Annotated in this window: 17 protein-coding genes; 1 reads left to right on the forward strand and 16 read right to left on the reverse strand. The window is 72.4% G+C overall.

All coding sequences use genetic code 11. The annotated features are described in order from the left end of the window. Positions 1 to 193: 193 nt before the first annotated feature. The 8 genes from der to ald form a co-directional block, all read right to left on the reverse strand. On the reverse strand, positions 194 to 1,594 hold the full coding sequence (gene der, locus Vse01_RS27085) for a ribosome biogenesis GTPase Der (protein WP_093409723.1): 1,401 nt from the start codon (positions 1,592 to 1,594) through the stop codon (positions 194 to 196). Next, positions 1,591 to 2,271 carry a (d)CMP kinase gene (gene cmk / locus Vse01_RS27090; protein ID WP_093409726.1) on the reverse strand — a complete coding sequence of 227 codons (681 nt, stop codon included), beginning with the start codon at positions 2,269 to 2,271 and terminating at the stop codon, positions 1,591 to 1,593. The genes der and cmk overlap by 4 nt, the downstream gene beginning before the upstream one ends. Before the next feature lie 147 nt (positions 2,272 to 2,418). Continuing rightward, positions 2,419 to 3,189, reverse strand: a complete 771-nt coding sequence (locus tag Vse01_RS27095) for a pseudouridine synthase (RefSeq protein WP_093409729.1) — start codon at positions 3,187 to 3,189, stop codon at positions 2,419 to 2,421. Beyond that, positions 3,176 to 4,147: an SMC-Scp complex subunit ScpB gene (scpB, locus tag Vse01_RS27100; protein ID WP_093409731.1), complete on the reverse strand. Its 972-nt coding sequence runs from the start codon at positions 4,145 to 4,147 to the stop codon at positions 3,176 to 3,178. Before scpB ends, Vse01_RS27095 begins: the two co-directional genes overlap by 14 nt. After that, positions 4,144 to 5,289 carry a segregation and condensation protein A gene (locus Vse01_RS29515; RefSeq protein ID WP_373870728.1) on the reverse strand — a complete coding sequence of 382 codons (1,146 nt, stop codon included), beginning with the start codon at positions 5,287 to 5,289 and terminating at the stop codon, positions 4,144 to 4,146. The genes scpB and Vse01_RS29515 overlap by 4 nt, the downstream gene beginning before the upstream one ends. A gap of 136 nt (positions 5,290 to 5,425) precedes the next feature. Beyond that, the gene (locus Vse01_RS27110) at positions 5,426 to 6,349 is read right to left on the reverse strand and encodes a ParA family protein (RefSeq protein ID WP_093409734.1); all 924 of its coding nucleotides are present in this window, start codon (positions 6,347 to 6,349) and stop codon (positions 5,426 to 5,428) included. A gap of 268 nt (positions 6,350 to 6,617) precedes the next feature. Next, positions 6,618 to 7,604: a site-specific tyrosine recombinase XerD gene (locus Vse01_RS27115; RefSeq protein WP_093409736.1), complete on the reverse strand. Its 987-nt coding sequence runs from the start codon at positions 7,602 to 7,604 to the stop codon at positions 6,618 to 6,620. Between the two features lie 8 nt (positions 7,605 to 7,612). Continuing rightward, positions 7,613 to 8,728, reverse strand: a complete 1,116-nt coding sequence (gene ald / locus Vse01_RS27120; protein WP_093409739.1) for an alanine dehydrogenase — start codon at positions 8,726 to 8,728, stop codon at positions 7,613 to 7,615. Between the two features lie 229 nt (positions 8,729 to 8,957). On the opposite strand from ald, the gene Vse01_RS27125 reads away from it, so the two are divergent. Then, complete coding sequence (locus Vse01_RS27125; RefSeq protein ID WP_232511426.1) at positions 8,958 to 9,278, forward strand: TM2 domain-containing protein; 321 nt, start codon at positions 8,958 to 8,960, stop codon at positions 9,276 to 9,278. A 74-nt stretch (positions 9,279 to 9,352) separates the two neighbouring features. Here the strand turns inward: Vse01_RS27125 and Vse01_RS27130 are convergent, their stop codons facing one another. The 8 genes from Vse01_RS27130 to steA form a co-directional block, all read right to left on the reverse strand. Continuing rightward, on the reverse strand, positions 9,353 to 9,958 hold the full coding sequence (locus tag Vse01_RS27130; protein WP_093409744.1) for an NUDIX domain-containing protein: 606 nt from the start codon (positions 9,956 to 9,958) through the stop codon (positions 9,353 to 9,355). A 70-nt stretch (positions 9,959 to 10,028) separates the two neighbouring features. Continuing rightward, a complete protein-coding gene (gene pyrG, locus Vse01_RS27135) occupies positions 10,029 to 11,768 on the reverse strand; it encodes a CTP synthase (protein ID WP_093409746.1) in 1,740 nt (579 codons plus the stop codon). A gap of 135 nt (positions 11,769 to 11,903) precedes the next feature. After that, the gene (locus Vse01_RS27140; RefSeq protein ID WP_373870727.1) at positions 11,904 to 14,159 is read right to left on the reverse strand and encodes a hypothetical protein; all 2,256 of its coding nucleotides are present in this window, start codon (positions 14,157 to 14,159) and stop codon (positions 11,904 to 11,906) included. Then, positions 14,159 to 15,283, reverse strand: a complete 1,125-nt coding sequence (locus Vse01_RS27145; RefSeq protein WP_093409749.1) for a glycosyltransferase family 4 protein — start codon at positions 15,281 to 15,283, stop codon at positions 14,159 to 14,161. The genes Vse01_RS27140 and Vse01_RS27145 overlap by 1 nt, the downstream gene beginning before the upstream one ends. A 159-nt stretch (positions 15,284 to 15,442) precedes the next feature. After that, a complete protein-coding gene (gene murJ / locus Vse01_RS27150; protein WP_093409809.1) occupies positions 15,443 to 17,077 on the reverse strand; it encodes a murein biosynthesis integral membrane protein MurJ in 1,635 nt (544 codons plus the stop codon). 1 nt (position 17,078) lies between these two features. Beyond that, positions 17,079 to 17,945 (reverse strand): hypothetical protein, encoded by an 867-nt coding sequence (locus Vse01_RS27155; protein ID WP_093409811.1) that lies wholly within the window; start codon positions 17,943 to 17,945, stop codon positions 17,079 to 17,081. A 176-nt stretch (positions 17,946 to 18,121) separates the two neighbouring features. Next, a complete protein-coding gene (locus Vse01_RS27160; RefSeq protein ID WP_093409751.1) occupies positions 18,122 to 19,063 on the reverse strand; it encodes a copper transporter in 942 nt (313 codons plus the stop codon). Between the two features lie 27 nt (positions 19,064 to 19,090). Continuing rightward, complete coding sequence (gene steA / locus Vse01_RS27165; protein WP_093409814.1) at positions 19,091 to 20,269, reverse strand: putative cytokinetic ring protein SteA; 1,179 nt, start codon at positions 20,267 to 20,269, stop codon at positions 19,091 to 19,093. Between the last annotated feature and the right edge of the window lie 86 nt (positions 20,270 to 20,355).

Consider the following 20,355-nt stretch of genomic DNA (forward strand, 5'->3'; position numbering starts at 1 on the left):
GGATCTCCCCGCGACAGCCGGTACAGCTTAGCGCAGGCTCCGCTCCGCTCGCACCGACCCCTCCTGGCACCCCGGTAGCGCTGGAGCCGCGCCAAAGCTGGCTGCCGTGGCGCGATGACGTACCCCACCACCGCTAGGGCGTCCTAGGAAACTGGTTAACTCGGGCGGTTCGCGCGCAGCGGGGAGCCGAGGGTCAGCCGTGGGCCTTGCCGCGGCCGCCGGGTCCGAGCTTCTTGCGGGGGCGTACCGAGATCTCGATCGGGCTGCCCTCGAAGCCGAACTCCTCGCGCAGCTTGCGCTCGACGAAGCGCTGGTAGCCGGCGTCCAGCGGACCGGTGGTGAAGAGCACGAAGCGCGGCGGGGCCACCCCCGCCTGGGTGGCGAACAGGATCCGTGGTGCCCGACCGCCCCGCACCGGGTGCGGGGTGGCCTGGACCAGAGCGGTAAGCCACGCGTTGAGCTGTGCGGTGGGGATCCGGGTCTCCCAGCTGTCCAGCGCCCGGTGCAGGGCTGCGGCGAGCTTGTCGACCGCCCGGCCGGTCTTCGCCGAGAGGTTCAGCCGGATTGCCCACGGGATGCGACGCAGCTCCCGATCGATCTCCTTGTCCAGGTAGTACCGGCGGTCGGCATCGACCAGGTCCCACTTGTTGAAGGCGATCACCAGCGCCCGGCCGGACTCGGTGACCATGGACAGGATCCGCTGGTCCTGCTCGCTGATCGGCTCGCTGGAGTCGAGCAGCACCACCGCCACCTCGGCCGCCTCGATCGCGGAGGCGGTACGCAGGCTGGCGTAGTACTCGGTGCCGCTGGCCCGGCCGACCCGCTTGCGCAGCCCGGCCGTGTCCACCAGGTGCCAGGTGTCGCCGCCGATGGTGACCAGGCTGTCCACCGGGTCGACGGTGGTGCCGGCGACCGCGTCGACCACCGCCCGTTCCTCGCCGGAGAAGCGGTTCAGCAGGCTGGACTTGCCGACGTTCGGCCGTCCCACAAGCGCCACCCGACGCGGGCCCCGAGGGCGGTACTCCGCCACCTTCGGCGCCTCCGGCAGCGCCGCCAGGATGGCGTCGAGCAGGTCACCGGAACCACGTCCGTGCAGTGCCGAGACGGGGTGCGGTTCGCCGAGGCCGAGTGACCACAGCGAGGTGGCCTCCAGCTCGATGTTGGTGTTGTCGGCCTTGTTGGCCACCAGGATCACCGGTTTGGCGCTGCGGCGCAGCATCTTCACCGCCGCCTCGTCGACGTCGGTGGAGCCCACCGTCGCGTCGACCACGAAGACCACCACGTCGGCGGTCAGTACGGCGGTCTCGGCCTGGGCGGCGATCGCTGCGGCGCGATCCTTCGCGTCCGGTTCCCAACCGCCGGTGTCCACCACGGTGAACGCCCGCCCGGACCACTGCGCGTCGTAGGGGACCCGGTCGCGGGTGACCCCCGGGACGTCCTCGACCACCGCCTGGCGGCGGCCGATGATGCGGTTCACCAGCGTGGACTTGCCCACGTTGGGGCGGCCGACCACGGCCACCACCGGTTGTGGACCGGTCTGCTCCTCGGTGTCCAGGTCCGGCTCACGTAGCTCGACCCAGCCGTCGTCACTCACGCCACTGACCGTTCGGCAAGTAGGGCCCGCAGGCGCGCCACGACCTCGTCGATACCGAGCTCGGTGGTGTCGAGCACCACCGCGTCCGGCGCCTGGGCCAGCGGGTCGGCCTTGCGGGTCGAGTCCAGCTGGTCACGTCGGGCCAGGTCGGCGGCGGTGGCGGTGACGTCGGAGGCGTTCTCGGCGCTCCGCCGCGCGGCACGTGCCGCCGCCGATGCGGTCAGGTACACCTTCAGGTCGGCGTCGGGCGTCACCACGGAACCGATGTCCCGTCCCTCGACCACGATCCGACCGGCCTTGTTGATCATGTCCCGTTGGCGGGCCACCAGCAGCGCCCGGACCGCCGGCACGGCAGCCACCGCCGAGACTGCGGCGGTCACCTCGGGGCCACGGATGTCGGTCTCGACGTTCACCCCGTCGACAGTCACGCCGTACCCCGCGGGGTCGGTGCCGATGCGCAGATCGACCTCGCCGGCGACCTTCGCCACCGCCTGCGCGTCGGTCAGGTCGACGCCGGAGCGCAGCACCGCCCAGGTGATCGCCCGGTACATCGCGCCCGTGTCGAGGTAACGTCCGCCGAGGCTCGTGGCGAGCCGTCGGGAAACGGTGGACTTACCCGAACCGGACGGCCCGTCCACAGCGACCACGCAGCGCCCGGCCCGCACGTTTTCCTCCACCGTCGTCCTCCTCAGCCCGTACCTCACGATCCGTCGGAGACGACCGCGAGCGGTTGACCACACAAGTCCAATGATGCCCGGCGCCGTGCAGCGCCACCGGCCGGGCCGTCAGGCAGCCTACCCGCAGCCGTACCCGCGACTGCCGCCTCAGTCACCCACGGCCTTGAACAGGGCGGCGACCTCCGCGTTGGTAAGCCTCCGGGTCCGCCCGGCACGCAGGTCGCCGAGCCGGATCGGCCCGATGGAGGTACGCACCAGCCGGCTGACGGGGTGGCCGACCTCCGCGAGCAGTCGGCGTACGATGTGTTTGCGGCCTTCGTGCAGAGTCAGCTCGACCTGAGCGGTACGCCCCAGACTGTCCACCACCCGGAAGGCGTCGACGGTCACCGGTCCGTCCTCCAGCTCGACCCCGGCCGCCAACCGCTTGCCGAGGTTGCGGGGAATCGGGCCGGAAACCTCACACAGGTAGGTTTTCGGCACCCCGTAGGAGGGGTGCATCAGCCGGTGTGCCAGGTTGCCGTCGTTGGTGAGCAGCAGCAGGCCCTCGCTGTCCGCGTCGAGCCGCCCGACGTGGTAGACGCGCTGCTCGACCCGGTTGCCGAGAAAGTCGGCGAGCGCGGTACGCCCCTTCTCGTCCGCCATGGTGGAAACCACCCCACGCGGCTTGTTCATCGCCAGGTACACCAGCCGGGTGTCGGCCGCCAGCCGCTCGCCGTCGACGTGGATGACCGCCGTGGTCGGGTCGACCTTGTCGCCGAGCTGCGCCACTCGCCCGTCGACAGTCACCCGCCGACGGAAGATCAGATCCTCGCAGGCACGCCGGGAGCCGACACCGGCGGCGGCGAGCACCTTCTGGAGACGTTCCGGACCGGTGTAGACGGGGGCGTCGGGGCGGGGGGTGCGGTCATCGCGCGGCATCGGCAAGCTCTTCTACGTCGTCGGGGAGGAACGGGGCCAGGGGCGGCAGGTCGTCGAGGCTGTTCAGGCCGAGCTTCTCCAGGAACAGGGTGCTCGTCCGGTACAGGTAGGCCCCGCTGTCGGACTCGGTGCCGCACTCCTCGACCAGGCCGCGAGAGACCAGGGTACGGATCACCCCGTCGCAGTTGACACCACGGATGGCGGAGATGCGCGACCGGGTCACCGGCTGCTTGTACGCCACCACGGCCAGGGTCTCCAGCGCGGCCTGGGTCAGCCGGACCGACTGCCCGTCGAGAATGAACCGCTCGACGTAGGTGGCGTATTCCGGGCGGGTGTACAGCCGCCACCCGCCCGCCGCCCGACGCAGCTCGAATCCGTGGCCGGCGGCGGTGAAGCTGGCGGCGATCTCGTCCAGCATCGGGCCGATCCGCTCGGCCGGCTGCTCCAGCACCTGGGCGAGGACGAGTTCGCTCACCGGTTCGTCGACCACCAGCAGGATCGCCTCCAGCGCGCCGCGCAACTCCGTGTCGTCGAGTTCCGGTGCCGGCTCCGGTACCGGCCGGACCCGCGCCCCTGACCGCTTCCGCCCCAGATCCGGAACCCCCTCCCCCGTCCCCCCATCATCCGCAACCTCTCCCCCAACACGCCCCTCGACCAATTCGATCTTGGACGGGAACGGCCCCTGGATGGGCACCTGCGCACCAAGATCCGCGGCCTCCACCACCGCAACCGAGGCGGCGGTGGCTGGAGCAGCGGGATCGGCGGGCGAGGCCGGATCAGTGGACGGGCCGGGATCAGTGGACGGGCCGGGCTCGGTGGTTGGGCCGGGCTCGGTGGTTGGGCCGGGCTCGGTGGTTGGGGCGGAGTCCTCTGGTGGGGCGGGAGCCGGGCGCTGCCACGGTGGAATCCAGGCGGCGGCCTGCTCGGCCAGGGAGTCCGGCCGCTCTTCGTTGCTCATCCAGCACGCTCCTCGGTCGTTCCCATCGCCTCAGCCTCGTCGGCCCCAGCACCCCCGACACCGCCCTCGTCAGCACCGTCACCAACCGGGCTCTCGGCCGCCACCACGGTGCCACCCGCCTGCGGCCCGGCGGACAGCTCCGGGGACGACTCGTCGGACAGCTCCGTGGACGGCCCGTCGGACAATTCGCCGGTCGGGCTGGCGGACGGCTCCGGGGCCGGAGCGGGCTGCCCCGAGGACGGCTCGGGTGGTGTCCCGGCGTACTCGTCGATGGCCAGCGCCGGCCCGCCGTCGGCGGGACCTGTCCAGCGCACGGTCAACTCCTCCAGCGCCTGCTCCTGGACGAAGGCCACCACACCCTGTCGGTACAACTCCAGCAGGGCGAGGAACCGGGCGACCACCTCCAGGGTGGCCTCGCAGTCGGCGCAGAGCAGCGAAAAGCTGGCGGTGCCGGCCCGACGTAGCCGTTCGGCGATGATGCCGGCGTGTTCCCGGACGCTGACCCGGACCATGTGCACGTGGGCGACGGACACCTCGGGCACCGGTTTCGGGGTCATCGCCCGCACCGCCAGCTTGAGCAACCGTTGCGGGCCGACGCCGAGCACCAGGTCGGGCAGCGCCTCGGCGTAGCGGGCTTCGAGGGTGACGGCCCGCGGGTAGCGCCGACCGCCGACCTCCTCCAGTGCGGCGATGTGCGCCGCCGCCTCCTTGTATGCCTTGTACTGCAGCAGCCGGGCGAAGAGCAGGTCCCGCGCCTCCAGCAGGGCCAGATCCTCCGGGTCCTCGACCTCGGCGGCGGGCAGCAGCCGGGCGGCCTTCAGGTCGAGCAGGGTCGCGGCGACCAGTAGGAACTCGCTCGCCTCGTCCAGGTCCCAGTCGTCGCCCATGGCCCGGATGTAGGCGATGAACTCGTCGGTCACCTGGTGCAGAGCGACCTCGGTGACGTCGAGCTTGTGCTTGCCGATCAGTTGCAGCAGCAGGTCGAACGGGCCGGTGAAGTTGGCCAGCCGCACGGTGAACCCGGTGCCCTCCGCCGCCTCCGCGGCCACCGCCGGCCCGGTCGGCACCGCCGGCTCCGCGGCCACCGCAGGCCCTGTCGGCACCGCAGGCTCAGCTGGCACCGCCGGCTGAGCCACGATCATCGGCTCCCCGCCGGGGTCCGGGACGGGTGGGTCAGCCGCGACCGGCGGCGGGTCAGCCGCAGCGGTCGGGTCGAGGGGCGGGGCGCTCACGCCGACGACGGTAGTCCACGGTCGGGACACCTCGGTTCAGCGCCTCCTACCGCTCGGCCTGCGCGGCGATCACCTCGCGGGCCAGCTGACGGTAGTTGCGGGCACCCGAGGACGCCGGGTCGAGCGTGGTGATGGGTGAGCCGGCGACGGTGGACTCGGGGAACTTCACGGTCTTGGTGATCACCGTCTGGTAGACCTTGTCGCCGAACGCCTCGACAACCCGTTGGAGCACCTGACGACAGTGCGTGGTGCGGCTGTCGTACATGGTGGCGAGGATCCCCTCGAGTTCCAGGTCGAAGTTGAGCCGCTCACGCACCTTGTCGATGGTGTCCAGCAGCAGCGCCACGCCGCGCAGGCTGAAGAACTCGCACTCCAGCGGGATGAGCACGCCGTGCGCGACGGTCAACGCGTTGATCGCCAGCAGACCGAGTGACGGCTGGCAGTCGATCAGGATGTAGTCGTACTCCTTGCGGATGCTCTTGAGCACCCGGGCCAGAGCCATCTCGCGGGCGACCTCGTTGACCAGCTGGATCTCGGCGGCGGAGAGGTCGATGTTCGCCGGCAGCAGGTGCAGCCCGGCCACATCGGTCTTGATGAGCACGTCGTCGGCGGTGACGTCGTCCTGCATGAGCAGGTTATAGACCGACAGGTCCAGGTTGTGTGGGTTGACGCCCAGCCCCACGGAGAGGGCGCCCTGCGGGTCGAAGTCGACCAGGAGCACCTTGCGACCGTACTCGGCAAGTGCGGCGCCGAGGTTGATGGTCGTGGTGGTCTTGCCGACGCCGCCCTTCTGGTTGGCCATCGCGATGATGCGGGCCGGCCCGTGCCGATCGGTGGGCATCGGTTCCGGGATCGGCTTGCGCATGGTGTAGGCGGCCGGGTCCGCCGGGCCCAGATCCGAGCCGAGGGCGTTCTGCTGCTCGCGGAGCTCCGTCGTCCAGGTCTCGGCACGGTCACCGTTGCCAGCCATGTCCTCGATGCCCCCTCCCGACGACCGTGCGGCGTCGGAGCCGCCCGACGTCCTTCGCGGTGCCGCTGCGCACCCCGGTCCACTCGCCGCGAGGGCCGCGCCATGCCGACTGTACGCCACCGGCCAGCAGGGCGTTCGGCACCCGCTCGGCGTGTCGGCCGGTAGCACCGACCACCAGCAGGTCAGGCCGTCAGCACCCGGCCGGCTCCGGGCTGTGACCACACCGCCGGTCACCGGCCGAGCAGGTACGGCGGGCCACCGTCGACGGTCAGTTCAGCGCTCGGGGATGTGCGGTGGCGTAGACCTCGCGCAACCTGTCGACGGTGACCAGTGTGTAGACCTGGGTGGTGGTGACCGAGGCGTGGCCGAGCAGTTCCTGCACCACCCGCACGTCGGCCCCACCGTCGAGCAGGTGGGTGGCGTACGAATGGCGCAACGTGTGCGGTGACACGGCCTTGGGGCCCTCGACGGTCAGCCCGGCCCGCTGCGCGGCGCGGCGCAGGATGGTCCAGGCGCCCTGCCGGGTCAGCGGGCCGCCCCGGGCGTTGAGGAAGACCGCCGGGGTGCCCCGGCCGGCGGCGGCCAGCCCTGGTCGGGCGCGTACCAGGTACGCACCGAGCGCCCGCACCGCGTACCCGCCGATCGGCACCAGGCGGGTCCGGCCGCCCTTGCCACGCAGCACCGTCACTCCGTCGTCGAGGTCCACGTCGTCCACGGCGGTGCCGACGGCCTCCGAGATCCGCGCTCCGGTGCCGTACAGGAACTCCAGCAGCGCCCGGTCGCGCAGCGCCAACGGGGCGGCCTCCCCCGCCGCGTCGACCGGGCCGGCGGTCTCCAGCAGGGCGACCACGTCGTCGACCGGCAGCGCCCGGGGCAGCCGTCGGGGTGCGGCGGGGGGCCGCACGTCCCGGCTCGGGTCGGCGCCGGCCAGGCCCTCGCGTAACGCGAACCGGTGCAGTCCGCGTACCGCGCTGGCGGCGCGGGCCGCCGAGGAGACCGCGAGCGGCGGGTGACCGTCGGCGCCGGAGCGCAGCCGGGCCAGGTGGCGTTCGATCTCCCCGGTGGAGACGGCCGACAGGTCGGTCACCCCGGCGGTGGTCAGCGACCCGAGGTAACGGTCCAGGTCCCGACGGTACGAGGCGAGCGTGTTCGCGGCCAGTCCACGTTCGACGGTGAGGTGGTCCAGATAGCCGCGGACGGCACGACGCAGGGCCGGCGCGGGCTGCTCGCCCCCGCCGGCCTCGCCGTCGGTCAGCCGGTCGGTCAGGCCAGCACCTCGGTCAACGGCAGGGTGGGCAGGCCGTGCGCCTCGGCGACCGGACCGTAGACGACCTGCCCGTCGTGGGTGTTCAGGCCCAGCGCCAGCGCCGGGTCGTGACGCGCGGCCTCGCGCCAGCCGTGGTTGGCCAGTTCGAGGGCGTACGGGAGGGTGACGTTCGTCAGCGCGTAGGTGCTGGTGTTCGGCACCGCACCGGGCATGTTCGCCACGCAGTAGAAGATCGAGTCATGCACCCGGTAGACCGGGTCGGCGTGGGTGGTGGGCCGCGAGTCCTCGAAGCAGCCACCCTGGTCGATCGCGATGTCGACGAGCACGCTGCCCGGCTTCATCCGGGAGACCAACTCGTTGGAGATGAGCTTCGGCGCCTTCGCGCCGGGCACCAGCACCGCGCCGATGACCAGGTCCGCGTCAAGCACCGCACGCTCGATCTCGTACGCGTTGGAGGCGACGGTCTGCAGGTGGCCCCGGTAGATGGCGTCGGCCTGGCGCAACCGGCCGACGTTCTTGTCCAGCAGCAGCACCTCGGACTGCAGGCCCAGGGCGATCGCGGCCGCGTTCATGCCGGAGACACCGGCACCGATGACCACGGTCTTGGCCGCGTACACACCGGAGACGCCGCCGGGCAGCACCCCACGGCCACCGCCGGTACGCATCAGGTAGAAGGCGCCGACCTGCGGGGCGAGTCGTCCGGCCACCTCGGACATCGGGGCGAGCAGCGGCAGCGACCGGTCCGGCAGCTCGACGGTCTCGTAGGCGATGCCGGTCACCTTCCGGTCGAGCAGGGCCTGGGTGCAGTCCCGGGAGGCGGCCAGGTGCAGGTAGGTGAAGAGCACCTGTCCTTCGCGCATCCGGTGGTACTCCTCGGCGACCGGCTCCTTCACCTTCAGCACCAGGTCGGCGGCGTCCCAGACCTCGTCGGCGCTCTCCAGGATCTTGGCGCCGGCGGCGGCGAACTCCTCGTCGGTGATGCTCGACCCGAGCCCGGCGCCGGCCTCGACGAAGACCTGGTGACCGCCGCGGGTGAACTCGTTTACGCCCGCGGGCGTGATCGCCACCCGGTACTCGTGGTTCTTGACCTCGCGTGGGATGCCGACCTTCACGATGCTGACACCTCTCTTCGGGGCACGTTCACCCCGACTGCGCGGTGCCGCGGCGGCCCCATTGCCGCCCCGGTCAACCGGTCCCGCCGGCGGCAGTCTAGGCGTGACCGCATGTCAGCGGAGCCTGCACTGTGACACCTGCTCGCCATGGCCGTTGACGATGTGTCAGGTGTGAGTACCCGGGCCGGCGGTGGACGTCACATCAGCCGTCAGGACAGTCTTCGGCACCATCGTCCCATCTGGTGCACACCGGTGCGGACAACGCGTTAGTGGATCACTATTGTGTCGCCCCATGACCACTCCTCCAATGCAGCCCGGGTACCCCCAGGGCGTTTCTGACAAGAGCAAGGTCGTCGCGGGCGTCCTGCAGATCGTGCTGGGCGGCTTCGGCGTCGGCCGGTTCTACATGGGCGACACCAAGACGGGCGTCATTCAGCTGATCGTCACCCTCGTGACCTGCGGTATCGGCAGTATCTGGGGCCTCGTCGACGGCATCCTGATCCTGGTGAACGGCGGCGTCGACGGACAGGGCCGGCCGCTGCGCGACTGACCCACGAGACCACGCGGGGGCCGGGCGGTGCACCGCCCGGCCCCCGCGTCGTGTTCCACGAGACCGCGTCCCGGTCAGCGGGGCAGCGGGGCGTCCGCCCGGCGCAACCCCGACCAGCCGGCGTCGCGGGCGCGGGCGGCAGCGAGCAGCCCGGCCACACACGGTCCGTTGCTGATCTCCCCCGCCAGCACCATGCCGACCGCCTCGTCCAGGTCGATCCGGACGATCTGCAGGTCGGCCTCCTCGTCATGACGGTCGTGTCGCTGCTCCACCGGCACCTCGCCGAGATCCCGCGCCAGGAAGACCCGGACCAGCTCGTCGGTGAACCCGGGCGAGCTGTGCACGTCGACGAGCACGTCGAGCCGACCGGCGGTGAGATCGACCTCCTCGGCCAGCTCACGCGTTGCCGTCACCGACGGGTCCTCTCCGGAGACGTCGGTCAACCCGGCCGGCAACTCCCACAACCGCCGGCCCACCGGCTGACGGTACTGCCGGATCAACACGACCTGACCGGCGTCGTCAAGCGCCACCACCGCCACCGCGCCGACGTGCCGGACGAGGTCACGCGCGGCGGTGCCACCGCCGGGCATGGTGACCTCCTCGGTGACCACCTCGAAGATCCGGCCGCGGTAGCGCAACTCCCGCGAGCACACCTCGTAGCGGTGCTCAACGGCGCTCATCGGCCCACCATCGGGTCACCCGCGCCGGCCTCGGCCCGGGTCGCCCCTTCAATTCCTGCCCACCGTCCGCTCACGAGGCCGAGGCCGCCTTCGTGGCGGCGCCGTTGCGGACGGCCCGTTCGGCCGAGGCGGTGTCCAGGTCGACCGGAAGCTGATCGGCCTGCGAGTACGTCACCGCGGCGTGGACGAAGGCGGCGAACAGCGGGTGGGGCCGGGTGGGGCGGCTCTTGAGTTCCGGATGCGCCTGGGTGGCCACGAAGAACGGGTGCAGATCACGGTCCAGCTCGACGAACTCGACCAGCCGACCGTCCGGCGAGGTGCCCGAGATGTGCAGCCCGGCCTTGGCGAGCTGGTCGCGGTAGGCGTTGTTCACCTCGTACCGGTGCCGATGCCGCTCGCTGACCTGGGTGCTGCCGTACGCCTCAGCGACGATCGACCCCTCGGTGAGCGTCGCCGGGTACGCGCCCAGCCGCATGGTGCCGCCCAGGTCGCCCTTGCCGGCGACGATGTCCTGCTGATCGGCCATGGTGGCGATGACCGGGTGCACCGCCTCGGCGTCGAACTCCAGCGAGTTGGCGCCGTCCAGGCCGGCCAGGTGCCGGGCCACCTCGATGGTCATGCACTGCAGGCCCAGGCAGAGCCCGAGCAGCGGAATGCCGTTCTCCCGGGCGTACCGGGCGGTGCCGATCTTGCCCTCGATGCCCCGGACGCCGAAGCCGCCGGGGATGACGATGCCGTCGACCCCGGCCAGGGCGGCCGCCGCACCGGTCGGGGTGACGCAGTCGTCGCTCGGCACCCACCGCAGGTGGACCCGGGCTCGGTGGCCGAAGCCGGCCGCCCGGATCGCCTCGCTCACCGACAGGTACGCGTCGGGCAGGTCAACGTACTTGCCGACCAGCGCGACGGTGATGGTGTGCCGGGGCTGGTGCACCCGCTCCAGCAGGTCGTCCCAGCCCTCCCAGTCCACGTCCCGGAAGGAGAGGTTCAGCCGGCGCACCACGTACGCGTCGAGCCCTTCCCGGTGCAGCACCTTCGGGATGTCGTAGATGCTGGGCGCGTCCGGCGCGGCGATCACCGCTTCGGCGTCGACGTCGCAGTAGAGGGAGAGCTTGTGCTGGAGCTTCTCCGGGATGTCCCGATCGGAACGGCACACGATGGCGTCGGGCTGGATACCGATGCTGCGCAGCTGGGCGACCGAGTGCTGGGTCGGCTTCGTCTTCAGCTCCCCGGAGGGGGCCAGGTAGGGCACCAGCGAGACGTGCAGATAGAAACAGTTGTCGCGGCCCAGGTCGTGGCGTACCTGCCGGATCGCCTCCAGGAACGGCAGCGACTCGATGTCACCGACCGTGCCGCCGACCTCGGTGATGACCACGTCCGGGGTGCGGCCGTCGTCGTCCGGGTCGGCCATGGCCAGGATCCGGGACTTTATCTCGTTGGTGATGTGCGGGATCACCTGGACGGTGTCCCCCAGGTACTCACCGCGCCGCTCCTTGGCGATCACCTCGGAGTAGATCTGGCCGGTGGTGACGTTGGCCTTGCCGGACAGCGACCGGTCCAGGAAACGCTCGTAGTGGCCGACGTCGAGATCCGTCTCGGCGCCGTCCTCGGTCACGAAGACCTCACCGTGCTGGAACGGGTTCATCGTGCCCGGGTCGACGTTGAGGTACGGGTCGAGCTTCTGCATCACCACGCGAAGCCCCCGCGCGGTCAGCAGGTTGCCGAGACTGGAGGCGGTGAGCCCCTTACCCAGCGAGGAGGCGACGCCTCCGGTGACGAATATGTGCCTGGTCGTCCGTGCTGAAGGGGCCAAGGCCTGCTCCCGTGTCGTCCGTCGCGGTCGTGCAGACCGCCGAGCCGATCAGCGAAGTGATCACGCGATCCACGGGATTCCACGGTAACACCTCCCCAACGGCCGGCCGGTGCCGCACCCGGTACCGCCGCCGAGTCACCCGGTCGCGACCTCGGCCGACGACCGTGCGCCCGGCCCGTCACCGCCCGGCCTGCCACCGGTTGACCCGCCATCGTCCGGCCCGCCGCCGTCCGGCCCGCCATCGTCCGGTCGGCTACCGTCCGGCCCGCCGCCGGCCGGGCGGTCCGCCCCCGGCTGGGTCCGGTCCGCCGAGTGGTCGAGCACCCGCAACGCCGACAGCGCCGCCAACGGCACCACCACGGCTGCCGCAGCCCCGGCCACGTCCAACGCCGCGGCGCTGAGCAGCCCGCCGATCACCGCCGCCACCGCGGTGCCCGCCATCGCCGCCCGGATCGCCGGGTAGATGCCGAACAGCCGCATCAGCCCGCCCCAGGGTTGCAGCAGCGCGAACCAGACCAGCAACGCGCCGGCCAGCGCCAGCACCGTCAGCGGACTGTTGACCAGCGTGTCGAAGCTCGCCGCGCTGGACCGCTGCACGGTCAGCCCGCCGGTACCGTCGCCGAGCGCGGCCAGGAACCGGCCGAGGCTGCCCCGCTCCGCCGGGGTCCGACCCAGATCCACCACCGCGAACCCGACCGTCACGGCCAACCCGGCCATCGCCGCCCAGGCGAGCCGGGTCAACGTCAGCCAGCCACCCGCGCTGATCGCCGCCGCCACGCTCACTCCAGCGGTCAGGGCGATCGCGCCGATCGAGTCGGCACCCAGATACGCGCTGCCGACGATCACCACGGCGGCCCCGCCGACGACGACCATGACGGTCGGACGCCAGCCACGGCGCACCCGCTGGGCGAGCCAGCCGGCGCTGAGCAGGGCGGCGGCAGCGAAGACGCCGAGACCGACGGTACCGAGGCCGGCATAGCGGCCCCCCTCCAGCGCGGAGTAACCCACCACCCCGTTGAGCTGCAACCGGGCCCCGGTCACGACGTCCAGGCCAACGGCCAACATGGTCAGCCCGGCTACCGCGCCGAGCGGACCCAGGGTGGCGCGGTAGCCGGGTGTCAGCCGAACCAGCAGCGTCGCGGCAGCCAGCAACACGGCGGTCAGCCCGGCGAACGAGGCCGCCGGATACGCGAAGCGCCACCACGGCGCGGCCTCGGCGACCAGCGCCGCCGGTATCGCGAGCGCGGCGGCGACAAGCAGCACCTCCACCGTCGCCACCACCGGACGCGGCACCGGTTTCGGTCCGTACGGCCCGGCGTGCCGGCGGGCCCGGCGCAGCAGCGGCAGCACCGCCACCGCGAGCGCCACCTGAACGACGGCCAGCAGGGTGAAGAACCCGCCGGCCACCTTCCGCTGCGCGGCGGCCTCCCGGTCCGCGTCCGCCGGCTCGGCGATCGCGGCGGACAGATCGGCCGGCCGGCCGTCGACCGACTCGGCGGGCCGGCCGAGGAACGGCCGGTCGGGCATCGGACGGCCCAGGACGGTCAGCGCGGTCGGGGCCAGGTCGATCAGTTGCAGATAGCCACGGCGGTCCGTGCTGGGCGAGGTCAGCCAGCCCTCTTCCCAGCCCGGACCGTGGGCAACGGCCACGTGCAGCCGGGACGGCAACTGAGTGTCGGAGACCCCGGCGACGATCACCAGCGATCGCGGCGGCCGGCCGTCGAGCACCCGGGCCAGTTGCGCGTCGGCAGCCCGAGCCGCCGCCGCCCGTACCGCCGGGTCGTCGCCCTCCACCGTGCCGAGATCGACGATGCTGAGCACGCAGGAGCCGAGCAGCCCGGCGGGATCCGCCGGCAGCGTCGGCGCGTACCGGTCGACCCGACCGAACGGTCGGGCGGCGGCCACCGCCGCGCCCGGTCCGACCGCCACCGAACACCGCACCGACTCCGACAGCGCGCCGGGTACCGTGCCCCACGGCAACCGCTCCTGGTTGTGTACGGCAACGCTCTCCTGATCCGGCAGGTTCGCGCCGATGCCGTCCGGCTGCTCCACCGTCACGTCGACGGGCGGACACTGCCCGTCCCCGCCGCGGCTGCCGGGCCAGGCGGCGAAGCTGCCCGCGCCGAGAGTCAGCCAGCCGTCCACGGGACAGGTGGGTCGATGTGCGGACCGCACCGACAGCGAGCCGATCGAGCCCTCGCGGGCCAGCCGCCACAGCGTCGGCGTACGCTCCGCGTCCACATCGTCCCAGCGCAGCCCGGCCACGCCGACGAGAACCACATAGTCGGCGCTCTGCCGGGCCGGCGGGCTCTGCGGGCGGGCGGCCAGCGCGGTGACCCCGAGCGCCACCACCACCAGGGTGAGCAGGATCGGAGCGATACGGCGCAGCATCACCGGCGTCCCGTCGACGGTGTGTCTGCGTCCGGCGATGCCGGCCCGGCCGGGCCGGGTGTCAGCTCGGCGTAGAGCGCGAGCAGTTGGGTGCGGGTCTGCGCCTCCGTCGGCCAGGTCAGTGCCCGCGCCGCGCCGCGCCGCGCCAGTTCGGCGCGGCCGGCCTCATCGTCGAGCAGACCACGCACCGCCGCGTCGACCGCGTCCACATCACCTGGCGACACCAGCACCGCCGCGTCACCGACAAGTTCCGGCAGCCCGCCCACCGCGGTCGCCACCAGCGGTACGCCGGCCCGCAGCGCCTCCTGCGCGAACAGTTGACGGGCCTCCCAGTCGCTGGTCACCACCGCGAGGTCGGCGCCGGTGAGCAGATCGGCCACGTCCGTGCGGTGCCCCAGCAGGGTGACCGGTGCGCGGGCGGCGCTGATCCGGGCGGCCAGCGGCAGGTAGGCCGGTCCGCTGCCGGCGATCACGACGACCGGCGGCGGGGTGCGCTCCCGCCATCGGGCGGCGGCGTCGACCAGGACGTCGTACCGCTTCTGCGGATGCAGCCGGCCCACCGACAGGATCAACGGCTGGTCGGCCGCGACCGCGAACTCGGCCCGCACCGCGGCCCGGCGACGGCGCGGCGCGGGCAGTTCCGGCGCGGCGACGGGGGCGAGTCGGGCATCCCCCGCGCCCAACGCGACGGCCCGCGCCACCAGGTCACCTGAGGCGCCGAGGGTCACCCGGGCGTTCCGCGCCACGATCCGCTCCACCAACCGGGACAGGGCACCGCGTACCCCGCCGGCCAGCACCGCGTTGTGCCAGGTGACCACGAGCGGGGCGGCCGGCCGGGCCAGCACCGCCACCAGCCCGGCGCGCAGCCCGTGCGCGTGCACCACGCTCACCTGCTCGGCGGCGAGCAGTCGGCGCAGCACGCCGACGGCGCGGGCGTCGCCCGGCGTGGGGCTCGCCGGGATCTCCACCGGCCGGAACCGGGCACCGGCGGCCACGAAGTCGAACTGGTCCTGGGTCGCCGCCGGCCCGCAGACCAACACCGGCTGCCCGGCCTCGGCCAGCCCGCGCGCCACCGACCGGACATGCTGACCGACCCCGCCGGTGCTGGAAGCCAGCAGCAACATCACCGTCCCCGGCTGGCCCGGAACGGCCGCCGGCCCATTCGTCGCGCTCACCGGACCCACTCTCCGTTCGCGACCGGGGGGCTCGCAACCTCACTCCTCGCGCTCACCGGACCGACTCTCCGTTCGCGACTGCGGGGCTCGCAAGCTCACTCCTCGCGCTCACCGGACCGCCTCCTCCTTCCGGTCACCTGGCCGGGCCCGGCGCAGGCGTCGACCCAGGCCGGTCAGCAGTGGCCGCAGGTCCTGCCGGTCGACCAGCCATACCACGGCGAGGAACACGACAGCGACCAGGACTCCGGACAGCATGCCCTGCATCAGTGCCGTCCACCGCGCCGGGGGGTCGCCCTCGGCGCCCAGCAGCCGTAGCATCCCCACCGCCGCGACGGCGGCCGCACCGCCGGCCAGCAGACCGGCAGCGCCGGCCCGCCCGGCGCCGGCCAACGCCTCCCGGCCGGCCGACCGGGCGACGGCGACCAGCAGCAGCGCGCCGAGCAGCAGCATTCCCGCCGAGTTGGCCAACGCCACCGCCAGCACCCGGTCGGCCACCGGAAGCAGCGCCGACAGCGGAAGCAACGCCAGCGGCACCGCCAGCCAACCGGCGGTGATGGTGGCGGTCGCCGCCCGCGTCGCGCCCCGGGCGTACAACGCGCGGGACAGCACCGCGAACAGCCCGTACCCGAGCAGCCCGGGCGCGTAACCGGCGATCGCGGCGGCGGTCGCGTCGCTGTCGAGCGGGAAGAACCGGCCGATCGGGCCGGCCACACCGACAAGTGCCGCAGCGCCGAGGAAGCTGCACAACAGCACCCCACGCAGGGTCGCCGACAGCACCTTCCGGTAAGTCCGCTCGTCCGCGCCCGCCGCCGTGGCCAGGGTCGGGTACGCGGCGGTGGCCAGCGGCACCGCCAGCACCGCCCAGGGCAGCAGGTAGAACGTCTGGGCCAGGTTGAACACCTGGAACGCCTCGGTCCGGCCGCTGGAGAGCCGGTAGAGGATCACCGCCAGCGCGACCTGTTGGGCGGTGACCGTCACCACGCCGGCCACCGCCAGCCCGCGTACCCGGGCCCGGGCGTCGGCCGGGAACGCGTACCCGGGGCGCAGCGTCAGCCGCAGCCGACGCAGCGGGATCAGCAGCGACAGCGACAACACCACCACGCCGAGGGTGGTGCCGACCGACAGGATCAACTCACCGCCGCGGCCGGCCTGCGCCACGCTGGCGCCCGTACCGGCAGCCCCGGCGAAGACCAGGTAGACGACGACCACCGTGAGGCTGGACAGCAGCGGCGCGATCACCGGCCAGGCGAACCGCCGGTGCGCCTGGAGCACGCCGGTGAGCACGATGCCGATGCCGTACAGCGGCAGTTGCGGCGCGAAGACCCGCAGCATCCGGGCGCCGGCCGCCAGTTCCTCCGGTGACCGGCTGTCGCCGAGCGCGGTGATGATCGGCCCGGCGCCCAGGGCCACCAGCACCGCCAGCGGCACGAGCAGCGTCACCGTCCAGGTGAGCAGGGCGCCGGTGGTGGCCGCGACCGCCTGCCGGTCCCCCGCCGCGACCGCGCCGGCGAGCAGCGGTACGACCAGGCTGGCCAGCGCCCCGCCCGCGACGATCTCGAAGATGATGTTCGGGATGGTGTTCGCCAGGACGTACATCGCGCCCAGGTCGCTGTCCTGCACCACCCAGGTGAACACGGCGGTACGCCCGAACCCGGCCAGCCTGCTGACCACGGTGAGTACGGCGATGAGGGCTGCCGCTCCGGCCAACCGGCCGGCGCCGGCGAGGGGGGCCGGTCTGGTCACGTCAGTCGGCGCGTCGGCCCAGCGCGTCGAGTTCACGCAGCCCAGGCGTGCTCGCGATGACCTTCGTGAAGCTCACCTTCTCGCTGGCGGCGGTGAGCCCGGCGAGGACGGCGAGCAGCCCGGCCCGGCCGACCGGGCCGGTGCGGGCGGCCAGCGCCACCCCGAGCACCGCGCCGAGGGCGTTCGCGCCGCTGTCACCGAGCATCACCTCCTCGGCCAGGTCTTCGGGGAGCAGCCCGGCGGCGGCACCGGCCGCGCCCGAGGCGATCCCACCGTGCCGGCCACCGCTCAGTGGCGCACCGAGCAGCAGACCCGACTTCAGTGCCCGTCCGGGACGCAGGTCGAGCAGGTTGACCAGGTTAGCCGTGCCGGCCACCACCCCCGCGCCGAGCAGCACGTCGGCGCCTCGTCCCCAGGTGCCCTGCCGGCGCCGACGGCGATGCCCGGCCACGCCCGGGTCGGCGGCGAGCAGGGCGGCCGCCCCCAGACCGGCCGCGCCCACCCCGACGATCTTGACAAGGCCGGCGGTGACCCGGCCCTGCCGCAAGGCGGCCAGGTGCCCGGCGAAACCCTTTGCCGCCTTCTGCTCCGGACGGGCTCCGACAACGTCGTCGTAGAGGCCCACGGCCCCGGCGCCGAGCCCGGCCACCAGGGTCGCCGCGCCGGCCGGCACGCTCGCCGCCCCGCAGGCCGCGGCACTTGAGGCCCCCAACGCGAGGGCCGGGCCGGCGGCCAGGGTCACGGTGCGTCCCCGGAAGTTGGTCCGCTCCAGGGCCGCCGCGGGCGGTGAGGTACGGATCTCGCGCAGCGCGTACCGGGCGGCGACCGCCCCGATCCCGGCCACCAGGAGTCGACCGAAGACCGTCACGTCGCCGTCCCGCTCACTCACGCCATCCCCTCCCGCCGGCCGGCGGACATCGTCGGAACAGGGCACCGGGTGCCCCCGTCAGGCCACTGAACCCTTACCGGCCCGCACCGCTCGGCGGGTGCGCGCCTCCGCCGACCCTGCGACGCGTCGGACCGCGCGAAGTGGGTGGGAAGGGTTCACTGGGGCAGTCTAGGCACCAGCGAGGCGGCGCTGTCACCGACGCCGAAGTGACCGGCCTTACGCTCGGCGAGCTGCTGCACCAGCGCCAGGGTGGTGACCAGTTGCCCCTGGACCGTGTTGGCGTTGTCGATGGTCGAGATGGTCTGGGCGAGCACCGCGTCGCCCCGGACGAAGGCCACCAGATTGCCGCCGGCCGAGCCGTTGCCGGCCACCACGATGCCCCCGGTCCGGTCGAACTGCTCGGCGATCTTGACGACGGACTCGTCCTTCTTGGCGGAGTCCTTGTCTACGTACGGCTGCCCGCTGACCACCACGACGGCCTCGGCCGGCGCGGTGATCCGGTCCGACGTGGTCAGGTAGTTGGCGTTGCCGTACGCGGCCAGCACCGCCCGCCGGTCGGCCTCGGTGACCGGCTCGGCACCGGCGGGCTGGTCCAGCAGTACGGTCGCCAGCAGGGCGCTGGAGGTCTCGACGCCGTGGCCGTTGCCGGGCAGCCCCGCGGTCGGCGCGTCGGTCGGTCGGGCCGCGGTGACCGCCAGTTCGAGCAGGTCGTTGTTGTTCTCCGGGTTGATGAACTTGTCCTGCAGGTCGATCCGCCCGGTGACGTCGGCGCCGGCCAGCTGGAGCATGTTGAGCACCCCCTCGGTGTGCTCGCGACCGGTGGGCAGGCTGAGCACCAATACCCGCTTGCCGCTGAGCGTGCCCGGCAGCATCACCTGGGCCATCTCGGCGGCGAAGTCCTCCTCCAGTTCCAGTTCCCGCTGCATGTTCTGGACCGCCTGGCGCTGGTGCTGGTTGTCCTTGCGTAGCTCGTTGACGGTCTCCCGGAGCGAGTCCGCTACCGGACCGTTGAGTGCGGCGGTACCGACCACCAGGCCGATCGCCAGGGCGAGGAAGACCGCGGTCAGGGACACCACGTGGTACCGGAAGTTGATCACGCTTGAAGCCTCTTGATCGGTCGGGAGCTAGAAAAGCTGGCCGAGCTGGAACACGAAATTGTCCCACCACTCGGAGACCACGCCCAGGTACGCCTTACCGACGGTGGAGACGGCCACCGCCGAGGCCATGGCGGCGAGTGCGGAGAGGACCAGCAGCAACAGGGACGACCCGGAAATGCTCTGCCGGTACAGCCGGCTGACCCCCTTGGCATCGACCAGCTTGCCACCGACCTTGAGCCGGGTGAGGAACGTCGACGCCATGCCGCCGCGCCCCTTGTCGAGGAACTCCACGAGCGTGGCGTGGGTACCCACCGCGACGATCAGCGAGGCGCCCTTCTCGTCGGCCAGCAGCATGGCGAGGTCCTCGCTGGTGGCGGCGGCGGGGAAGGTCACCGCCGGTACCCCCAGGCCGTTGACGCGCGGCAACCCCGGCGCCCGCCCGTCCGGGTACGCGTGCACGATCACCTCGGCGCCGCAGCGCAGCACGTCGTCGGTGACCGAATCCATATCGCCGATGATCATATCTGGGGTGTAGCCCGCCTCGACCAGAGCGTCGGCACCTCCGTCGACGCCGATCAGCACCGGCTTGAACTCCCGGATGTACGGGCGCAGCACGTCCAGGTCGGCCTTGTAGTCGTAGCCCCGGACCACGATCAGACAGTGCCGACCCTGCACCTCGGTGGCGATCTCGGGCACGCCGACGCCGTCGAGCAGCAGGTCCCGTTCCTGCTTGAGGTAGTCCATGGTGTTGGCGGCGAACGCCTCCAACTGCACCGACAGGCCCTCCCGGGCGTCGGTCATCGCCTTGGCCACGCTTTCGGCGTCCTGGCGACTGCCGTGCGCCACCGGGTCGTCGTTCAGGTAGACGGTGTTGCCCTCGATGCGCACCGTGTCGCCCTCACGGATCCGCTCGAAGATGCCCTCGCCGAGGTCGTCGAGCAGCGGAATACCCGCCGAGATCAGCACCTCCGGCCCGAGGTTTGGGTAACGGCCGGAAACCGACGGCTTGGCGTTCAGCACCGCGCCGACACCGACCGCGACGAGCGAGTCGGCAGCGACCCGGTCCAGATCGACGTGGTCGATGACCGCGATGTCGCCGGGGCGGAGCCGGCCGACCAGCCGCTTCGTGCGACGGTCGAGGCGCGCGGTGCCGAGGATCTGTCCCGGTTCCGCGTTCCGGGCCCGGCGCAACGTGGGTAGACGCATCGTGACCATCCTGGCATGTGAGGCAGGCGAATCTGTCGCGACATGCCTGAGCAGGGCCGCCTACCCAGGGAAACACACATGGGCGA

Origin of the sequence: Micromonospora sediminimaris (assembly GCF_016863575.1) — a bacterium.
In the GTDB taxonomy this organism is placed as follows: Bacteria; Actinomycetota; Actinomycetes; order Mycobacteriales; family Micromonosporaceae; genus Micromonospora; species Micromonospora sediminimaris.

Bases quoted from the DNA above. Each gene is read 5' to 3' on its own strand.
- Vse01_RS27095 (WP_093409729.1), bottom strand. From the start codon at position 3,189: ATGCCGCGCGATGACCGCACCCCCCGCCCCGACGCCCCCGTCTACACC.
- scpB (WP_093409731.1), bottom strand. From the start codon at position 4,147: ATGAGCAACGAAGAGCGGCCGGACTCCCTGGCCGAGCAGGCCGCCGCC.
- Vse01_RS29515 (WP_373870728.1), bottom strand. From the start codon at position 5,289: ATGATCGTGGCTCAGCCGGCGGTGCCAGCTGAGCCTGCGGTGCCGACA.
- Vse01_RS27110 (WP_093409734.1), bottom strand. From the start codon at position 6,349: ATGGCTGGCAACGGTGACCGTGCCGAGACCTGGACGACGGAGCTCCGC.
- Vse01_RS27130 (WP_093409744.1), bottom strand. From the start codon at position 9,958: ATGAGCGCCGTTGAGCACCGCTACGAGGTGTGCTCGCGGGAGTTGCGC.
- Vse01_RS27140 (WP_373870727.1), bottom strand. From the start codon at position 14,159: ATGCTGCGCCGTATCGCTCCGATCCTGCTCACCCTGGTGGTGGTGGCG.
- Vse01_RS27145 (WP_093409749.1), bottom strand. From the start codon at position 15,283: ATGTTGCTGCTGGCTTCCAGCACCGGCGGGGTCGGTCAGCATGTCCGG.
- steA (WP_093409814.1), bottom strand. From the start codon at position 20,269: ATGCGTCTACCCACGTTGCGCCGGGCCCGGAACGCGGAACCGGGACAG.